Raw genomic sequence first — 7,438 nt, 5'->3', positions numbered from 1 at the left:
CGTAGTAGGTGCGGGGCGTGGCGCCGTTGGCGTCGGAGGTGTGGCCGTCCTTCTCCTTGACGCCGTCGATGCCCTGGCGGCCGAGGCCGCCGCCGGCGTCGATCGCCATCATCTCGGACATGCACATCTTCGAGGTGTCGACGCAGCGGTTCAGGATGGCGTCGTACAGGCCCGGCGCGAAGCTCGCGTAGCGGCGCACCGGCTCGCGCTCGCTCGGCTTCTCGAGCTGCAGGTAGTCGGCGCGGGTCAGTTCCTTCGCGTCGGCCTTGGCGGCCTGCACCCATTTGTCGAACCCGGCGTTGTCCACGCCGTGGAAGCGAAAGCGCATGTGCGAGAAGCCGGCGCCGCTGTAGTTGGCCGAGAAGCCTTCGTAGTCGCCCGGCTTGTTGATCACCGCATGCAGCTGGGTCTGCATGCCCGGCATCGCGTAGATCATGCCGGCCAGCTCGGGGATGTAGAACGCGTTCATCACCGACGACGCGGTGATCTTGAACTGGATCGGCCGGTCGACCGGCGCGGCCAGCTCGTTGACGACGGCGATGCCCTGCTCGGGGTAGATGAAGAGCCACTTCCAGTCGAGCGCGACCACCTCGACCACCAGCGGCTTCACGTCGGCGGTGACCGGGCGCTTCTCGTCGATGCGGCTCAGCGGGCGGTATGGGTCCAGCGTGTGGGTGCTGATCCAGGTGATCGCGCCCAGCGCGATGATGATCAGCAGCGGCGCCGCCCAGATCACCAGCTCGAGCTGCGTGGAGTGGTCCCAGTCGGGTTCGTAGCGGGCCGCGCGGTTGGAAGCGCGGTAGCGCCAGGCGAAGGTCACCGTCAGCGCGATCACCGGCACGATGATCAGCAGCATCAGCCAGGTGCTGACGATGATCAGCTTGCCTTGCTGGGCGGCGATGTCGCCGGAGGGGTTCAGCAACACGGTGTTGCAGCCGGCCAGCAGCCCGGTGAGGAGCAGGGCGGGGGCCAGCAGGAGCCGTCGGCTCAGGGGCTGTGTGTGGGGTGGCATGCCAGGTTCTGGTAGGAGGGGCGCGCAAAATGCTTCCAACCGGCGCCCGATGGGCAGAGAATCTACGTTCAACGGCGCACTTCGGGGATTGGACGTTTTGTCCTATCGCCTGCGCTGCCGGGGCGTGGGAACCTCCAGACTGCCCCGACATTGTTCAAGACAGCGGACCGAAGCTTCATGACGACCTCCTCCCTGGACCCCAAACATCCGCACCCGACGACCGAAGACATCGGCCGAGACACCCGCCGGCTGCATGCCGCCCATGATGCGAAGGTCGCGCCCGGCGAGATCGCCATCGGCGTGATCATCGGGAGGTCATCGGAGTATTTTGACTTCTTCGTGTTCGGAATCGCGGCAGTGCTCGTGTTCCCGTCAGTGTTTTTCCCGTTCGAAAAAGGCCTCGAAGGCACGCTGTGGGCCTTCACGATCTTCTCGTTCGCGTTCATCGCGCGCCCGATCGGCAGCGTGATCTTCATGGCGATCCAGAAGCGCTACGGGCGCGAGGCCAAGCTGACGATCGCGCTGTTCCTGCTCGGCTCATCCACCGCCGGCATGGCCTTCGTGCCGGGCTACCAGAGCATCGGCTTCACGTCGATCGTGCTGCTGTCGATCTTCCGCGTCGGCCAGGGGCTGGCGCTCGGCGGCGCCTGGGACGGCCTGCCGTCGCTGCTGGCGCTGAACGCACCGAGCAACCGCCGCGGCTGGTACGCGATGCTCGGCCAGCTGGGCGCGCCGATCGGCTTCGTGATCGCGAGCGGGCTGTTCGCCTTCCTGTACGCGAGCCTGAGCTCCGAGGATTTCCTGACCTGGGGCTGGCGCTATCCGTTCTACGTGGCCTTCGCGATCAACGTGGTCGCGCTGTTCGCGCGGCTGCGCCTGGTGGCCACCAATGAATACGCGAAGCTGCTCGATGCGCACGAGCTCGAGCCCACCAGCGTCGGCGAACTCGCGAAGACGCAGGGCTCGACGATCGTGATCGGCGCGTTCGCGGCGCTGGCCAGCTACGCGCTGTTCCACATCGTCACGGTGTTCCCGCTGTCGTGGATCAAGCTGTATTCCACGCAGTCGATCAGCGAGTTCCTCGCGGTTCAGATGGTGGGCGCCGGCATTGCCGCGCTGGGCATCATCGCGTCGGGCAGCATCGCCGACCGGTTCGGCCGCCGCACCACGCTGGGCACGCTGGCCGCGGCGATCGGGGTGTTCAGCGGCTTCGCGCCGACGCTGCTGGGCGGCGGGCCGATCGGGCAGGACGTCTTCATCCTGGTCGGCTTCGCGCTGCTCGGGCTGTCGTATGGGCAGGCCTCGGGCGCGGTGACGTCCAACTTCGAGACGCAGCACCGCTACACCGGTGCGGCGCTCACCTCCGACCTGGCCTGGCTGATCGGCGCCGCCTTCGCGCCGCTGGTGGCGCTGGGGCTGTCGGCCCACTTCGGCCTCGCGTACGTCAGCGTCTACCTGCTGTCGGGCTCGGCGGCCACGCTGATCGCGCTGAGCGTCAACAAGGCAATGGAGATCAAGGACTCGGCTTCGGCTGCGTGAAGGCGCGGGCGGGGAGGCTGGGGCTCGCCGGTCGCAGCGGTCTTCGCCCCTGGCGGGGCGAAGACTCCCCTGCACTGACTGGTTTGATGGCCCGTCGCCGAAACTCCCGCCACTCACTTCGTTCGTTGTGGTCAAACAGTCGGCGACAGTCAGTTCACGAAGCGTGCTGCGCACGCGGGCCATCAAACCAGCCAGCTCCGGCGCCACTCCCTTATTGGCGCTCCCCAGCCTCCCCGCCCGCGCCTTTTGCACCGCCCCGGTCCTTCGGGGGGTGACAAGCGAACAAGTGGGGTTTGATTCCCGGGTCGTCAACCGGCCTTCCGCGCCACTGCCGCCCAGCCTTCAACCCGAGTTCGGGTCCTGGATTGGCAGCCGGGCTGCGCGTACTTCTTCCAGGCGCTGCTGGATGCACTCCGCCAGCAGCCCGGCGACCAGCTTCACCACCGGCCCGGGCGGGCGCCCGGCATCGACCGCGAGACTGATCGTCTGCGCTTCGACGCCTTTGTCGCGCACCGGGATGAAATTCAACGTGCCGTCCAGCAACTCTGGCGCGGCATCCAGCTCCGAGGTCAGCGCCACATGGCTGCCCTGGCGCGCCAGCATCTTCACCAGCTGCAGCGAGTTCGTCTCGACGCGCAGCCGCGCGTCGTTGAACAGCCAGTGGTAGTGCGCCTCCAGGTAGCGCCGGATCAGCAGCGCCTTGCTCTGCAGCGCGATCGGGAAGGCGCACACCTCCTGCAGGCTCACCGTCTCCTGCGCTGCGAGCGCATGCCCGGGCGCGACGATGCAGCCCAGCGGCAGCTCGCTGCTCCACAGCGCCAGCAGCTCGCGCCGCGGTGACAGGTTGAACACCGCGGCCACTTCGGCCTTGCCGGCCAGCAGCGCGGCCACCGCGTCGTCGCTGCTGCCGATCTCGATGCCCAGCGTGATGCGCGGGTGATCGGCCGCCAGCCGCGCGACCAGCTGCGGCAGCACGCTGGTGCTGTGGCTGTCCATCGCGGCGATGCGCACATGCCCCTGGTGGATGCCCTGCATCTGCCGGATCTCGGCCGCGACGCGCCGCTCGTCGCTGCGCCAGCGCCGCGCGAGCGTGACGATCGCATCGCCCGGCGGCGTCAGCCGCATGCCGCGCGGCAGCCGCTCGAACAGCGGCACCCCCAGCGCCTCTTCCAGCTGCAGCACCTGGCGGTTCACCGCCGACGCGGCCACGTGCAGCTCCTTCGCGGCGCCCTGGATCGAGCCCGAGCGGGCCACCTGGTCGACATAACGGAGCACGAGGGGGAGCAGGTTGCCGCGCAGCATGGGAAGGCCTTCGGGATGTGCGTACTCAAAAAGAGCATGCAGTGTTGCGCAATCGGTGATGGACGGCAATGCACGCGCTGCCTAGCATCGATGCACCTCATCCCCTGCCGGAGCCTGTCGATGTCTTCCTTCCCCCGCAGCCTGCTCGCGGCCGCCCTGGTGACGGCTCTCGTGGCGGGTACCGGCGCCGCACGGGCCGCCTGGCCCGAGAAGCCGATCCGCATCGTCGTGACCTTCGCGCCGGGCGGGGCCAGCGACATCGTCGCGCGCGAGATCTCCGCGCCGCTCGCCAAGGCGCTCGGCCAGCCGGTGATCGTCGACAACAAACCCGGTGCCGGCGGCACGCTGGGCGGTGCCGAGGTCGCGCGCTCGGCGCCGGACGGCTACACGCTGATGCTGTCGAACTCCACGCCGCTGTCGATCGGCCCGTTCACGCTCGCGAAGCCGCCGTACGACCCGGTGAAGCAGTTCACGCACATCGCGATGCTGGGCGTGGCACCGGTGGCGATCATGGCCAATCCGCAGGCCGGCATCGCGTCGCTGGCCGACCTGCCGAAGGCGGCCGCCGCGGCGCACGGCAACCTGAGCTTCGGCAGCGGCGGGCCGGGCTCGATCGGGCAGATCGTCGGCGAGATGCTGAAGGCCGACCTGAAGCTGGACATGACGCACGTGCCGTACCGCGGCGGCGCGCCGATGACCACCGACCTGATCGCCGGCACCGTGCCGCTGGGCATCGACGTGATCACCGCCTACGTGCCGATGATGAGGAGCGGCCAGATCAAGGGCATCGCGGTGACCTCGCGCAAGCGTTCGCCGCTCGCGCCCGACGTGCCGACCGTCGTCGAGCAGGGCCGGCCCGACCTCGTCAGCGACAACTACTTCGGGGTCTCCGGCCCGGCCGGTCTGCCGAAGGAAGTGAGCGACAAGCTCGCGCAGGCGCTGGCCGACATCCTGGTGCAGCCGGCGATCGTCAAGCGCTTCGAGGAGCTCGGCATCACGCCGCTGAAGATGAGCTCGGCCGAGTTCGCCGGCTTCGTCGAGAAGCAGATCCGCGACTGGGCGCCGGCGATCAAGGCGGCGGACCTCAAGCCGTGAGCCTGCCGTCGATCGCGCCGATCTCCTGGCAGGCGCTGTGCGACGGCAGCGACGAGGCCTTCGTCGAGCGGCTCGCCAGCGTGTTCGAGCATGCGCCGTGGGTCGCGGTGGCGGTGCTGAACGAGCGGCCGTTCGCGAGCCTCGAGGCCTTGCATGCCGCGATGATGGCGCGGCTGCGGGCCTTGCCCGAGCCGCAACTGCTGGCCCTGCTGCAAGGCCATCCGGAGCTGGCGGGCGACCAGGCCCGCACCGGCGCGATGACGGCCGATTCGGTGGCCGAGCAGGGCAGCCTCGCGCTCGAGGCCCTGCCGCCGGCCGAGGCCGCGCGCTGGGATGCGATGAACGCGGCCTATCGCGAGCGCTTCGGCTTCCCGTTCATCCTGTGCATTCGCGAGCACACGCGTGAATCGGCGTTGCAGGCCTTCGAGGCGCGCCTGCTGCGCGCGCGGGCGGATGAGTTGCAGCAGGCGCTGGACGAGATCGGCCGGATCTCGCGGCGGCGGCTGCAGGCCCGGATCGCCTACTGACCGGCCGCCGCGGCGCGCTGCTTCGCGAGCGCCGCCAGCGTCTCGCGCATCCGCTCGCCCACCGCGATCTGCGGGTTCGAGTAGCCGTCGGTCTTGCCGGCCTCCTTCTCGCGCTGCTCGATGCGCGTTCGCGCCGCTGCATGCGCTTCCTCGAACGACCAGGTCGTGCGCATGCCTTCGTCGTACATCGCGCGGCCGAAGAAGGTCAGCGGCGAGCGGCGGCCGCAGCCGTACGAGGTGTGGTCGGCATCGGCCGCCGTCATCACCAGCGTGTCGGGGTCGGACAGCGGCACGATCCAGCTGCCCGAGTAGCAGGCCGACACCGAGATCACGCGGTGGCGAACGCCCGCGGCATCCAGCCAGCCCTTCAGCATCGCCGGCGTGACCGAGTCGACCTCCAGCGGCCAGAACGACGACGCGAGCTGCCCGTCGCGTGCGCCGTGCGAGGTGAGGTGCAGGAACAGCACGTCCTCGTCGCGGTCCATCAGCGCGGCCATGCGCGTGATCGCACGCTGCAGGTTCACCGGCGTGGCCCACGGGAACACGGCCGGGTCGTCGTGGTGGCTCACCAGCTGCAGCGCGCGGCCGGCGCCGCCGAAGCGGGTGCTAATCACGTCGGCCACCATCGCGCTCTCGCGGCGGAACACCTCCTCTTCGGCGTTCGGCGCGAAGGTCAGCGTGTAGACGTCGATCGTGCCCTTGCGCTGCGGCGCGATGGCCTGCAGCTGCGTCTGCAGCAGCTGCGATTGCTGTTCGACCAGCTCCTGCGTCAGCTTGAAGCGCGGCGCATCGTCTTCGCCCTCGGCGGTCTCGGCGCGGGCCGGGTACCAGTAGGTGGCGCGGTTCAGCCATTGGTTGGCCACCAGCGTGGCCGCGACCACCAGCAGCGCGCCCAGGCGCGGCGCCAACCGCGTGCCGGTGCGCCACAGCAGCACCCCCTGCGCGAGGAACAGCCAGCCGACGGCGAGCCACCACACGCCCCACGCCAGCCAGCCGCTCGCATCGCCGCTGCCGTACACGCCGTTGCGGGACATCGGCACGAACAGCAGTGCCAGCACCACCAGCATCGGCAGGCCCTGCGCGCACAGCATCGCGAACAGCGCCGGGGCGTCGGGCCCGTCACTGTCACCTTCACCCTGGCGCCGCGGCGTGCGCACCAGCCACCAGCAGGCCCAGGCCAGCAGCACCACCCCCATCCAGTGCGAGGACAGCAGCGTCGGCCAGTAGAACGAGGCGGGTCCGGTGATGAAGAGTCGCCCGACCCCCACGCCGAGCACGAACGGCACGATGAAGAGGCAGGCCGTGATGGCCGGCGTGGCGCGCAGGCCGCGCCAGTCGGCGCGCATCAGCAGCGCGGTGCGGAAACCCTGGAGCCACCAGGCGCCGAGCGCGCCGCGGGGCAACTGAGGGGGCGGCGCGGGTGGGGTTTCGGGGATCGATTCGATCGAGTCGTTCAGTCCGTTGTCGGTCATTGGTGGTGTTCTCCCAAGCGGGCGAATCTACCAAACGAACCGGGCGTTCAATCTGACGAAACCAGGACCGACGTGATGCTGATCCACGCGCCGACCCATACCGACAGCCCGAAGCCGTGATGGCCCAGTGAGCCGGGGGACAATGCGGGTCCTTTCCCGCTGTGTCTCTTGCACATCCCCTGCCCATGCCTGCCATCGCCTCCACTGCCAACGTCGTGATCATCGGGGGCGGGCCGGCCGGCCTGATGGCGRCCGAGCGCCTCGCCGCCGGCGGCGTGCAGGTCGACCTGTACGACGCGATGCCGTCGGTCGGCCGCAAGTTCCTGCTGGCCGGCAAGGGCGGGTTGAACCTGACGCACAGCGAGCCGTTGCCGGCGTTCGTCGAGCGCTATGGTGCACGGCAGGCGCAGGTGGCGCGCTGRCTCGAGGCGTTCGGCCCGCAGCAGCTGCGCGAGTGGGTGGGCGGGCTCGGCATCGACACCTTCGTCGGC

At 69.5% G+C, this 7,438-nt stretch carries 7 protein-coding genes; 4 read left to right on the top strand and 3 right to left on the bottom strand.

The annotated features are described in order from the left end of the window. A partial coding sequence (cyoA, locus tag AC1DXV_RS28505; protein ID WP_477936773.1) for a ubiquinol oxidase subunit II occupies positions 1-1,012 on the bottom strand: 1,012 nt, incomplete at its 3' end. Positions 1,013-1,189: 177 nt separating this feature from the next. Between cyoA and AC1DXV_RS28500 the strand changes: the two genes are divergently transcribed. Next, a complete protein-coding gene (locus AC1DXV_RS28500) occupies positions 1,190-2,551 on the top strand; it encodes an MFS transporter (protein ID WP_477936771.1) in 1,362 nt (453 codons plus the stop codon). A 342-nt stretch (positions 2,552-2,893) separates the two neighbouring features. Here AC1DXV_RS28500 and AC1DXV_RS28495 read toward each other — a convergent pair whose 3' ends face one another. Next, on the bottom strand, positions 2,894-3,853 hold the full coding sequence (locus AC1DXV_RS28495; protein WP_477936769.1) for a LysR family transcriptional regulator: 960 nt from the start codon (positions 3,851-3,853) through the stop codon (positions 2,894-2,896). Between the two features lie 120 nt (positions 3,854-3,973). Between AC1DXV_RS28495 and AC1DXV_RS28490 the strand changes: the two genes are divergently transcribed. Together AC1DXV_RS28490 and uraD are read left to right on the top strand one after the other, a co-directional pair. Beyond that, complete coding sequence (locus AC1DXV_RS28490; RefSeq protein ID WP_477936767.1) at positions 3,974-4,948, top strand: Bug family tripartite tricarboxylate transporter substrate binding protein; 975 nt, start codon at positions 3,974-3,976, stop codon at positions 4,946-4,948. Next, the gene (uraD, locus tag AC1DXV_RS28485; protein WP_477869949.1) at positions 4,945-5,475 is read left to right on the top strand and encodes a 2-oxo-4-hydroxy-4-carboxy-5-ureidoimidazoline decarboxylase; all 531 of its coding nucleotides are present in this window, start codon (positions 4,945-4,947) and stop codon (positions 5,473-5,475) included. Before AC1DXV_RS28490 ends, uraD begins: the two co-directional genes overlap by 4 nt. Here uraD and AC1DXV_RS28480 read toward each other — a convergent pair. Beyond that, positions 5,469-6,947, bottom strand: a complete 1,479-nt coding sequence (locus tag AC1DXV_RS28480; protein WP_477936765.1) for a C13 family peptidase — start codon at positions 6,945-6,947, stop codon at positions 5,469-5,471. The genes uraD and AC1DXV_RS28480 overlap by 7 nt on opposite strands. A 185-nt stretch (positions 6,948-7,132) precedes the next feature. Between AC1DXV_RS28480 and AC1DXV_RS28475 the strand changes: the two genes are divergently transcribed. After that, the coding region (locus tag AC1DXV_RS28475) for an NAD(P)/FAD-dependent oxidoreductase (protein WP_477936763.1) at positions 7,133-7,438 on the top strand (306 nt) is incomplete at its 3' end.

The organism is Rhizobacter sp. P3_C12 (assembly GCF_056402735.1).
The sequence above is the reverse complement of the archived record's forward strand: the minus strand, read 5'-3'. Positions and strand labels throughout refer to the sequence as shown.

Excerpts from the sequence above, each read along its gene's own strand:
- AC1DXV_RS28500 (WP_477936771.1), top strand. The coding sequence starts at position 1,190 with ATGACGACCTCCTCCCTGGACCCCAAACATCCGCACCCGACGACCGAA.
- AC1DXV_RS28495 (WP_477936769.1), bottom strand. The coding sequence starts at position 3,853 with ATGCTGCGCGGCAACCTGCTCCCCCTCGTGCTCCGTTATGTCGACCAG.
- AC1DXV_RS28490 (WP_477936767.1), top strand. The coding sequence starts at position 3,974 with ATGTCTTCCTTCCCCCGCAGCCTGCTCGCGGCCGCCCTGGTGACGGCT.
- AC1DXV_RS28480 (WP_477936765.1), bottom strand. The coding sequence starts at position 6,947 with ATGACCGACAACGGACTGAACGACTCGATCGAATCGATCCCCGAAACC.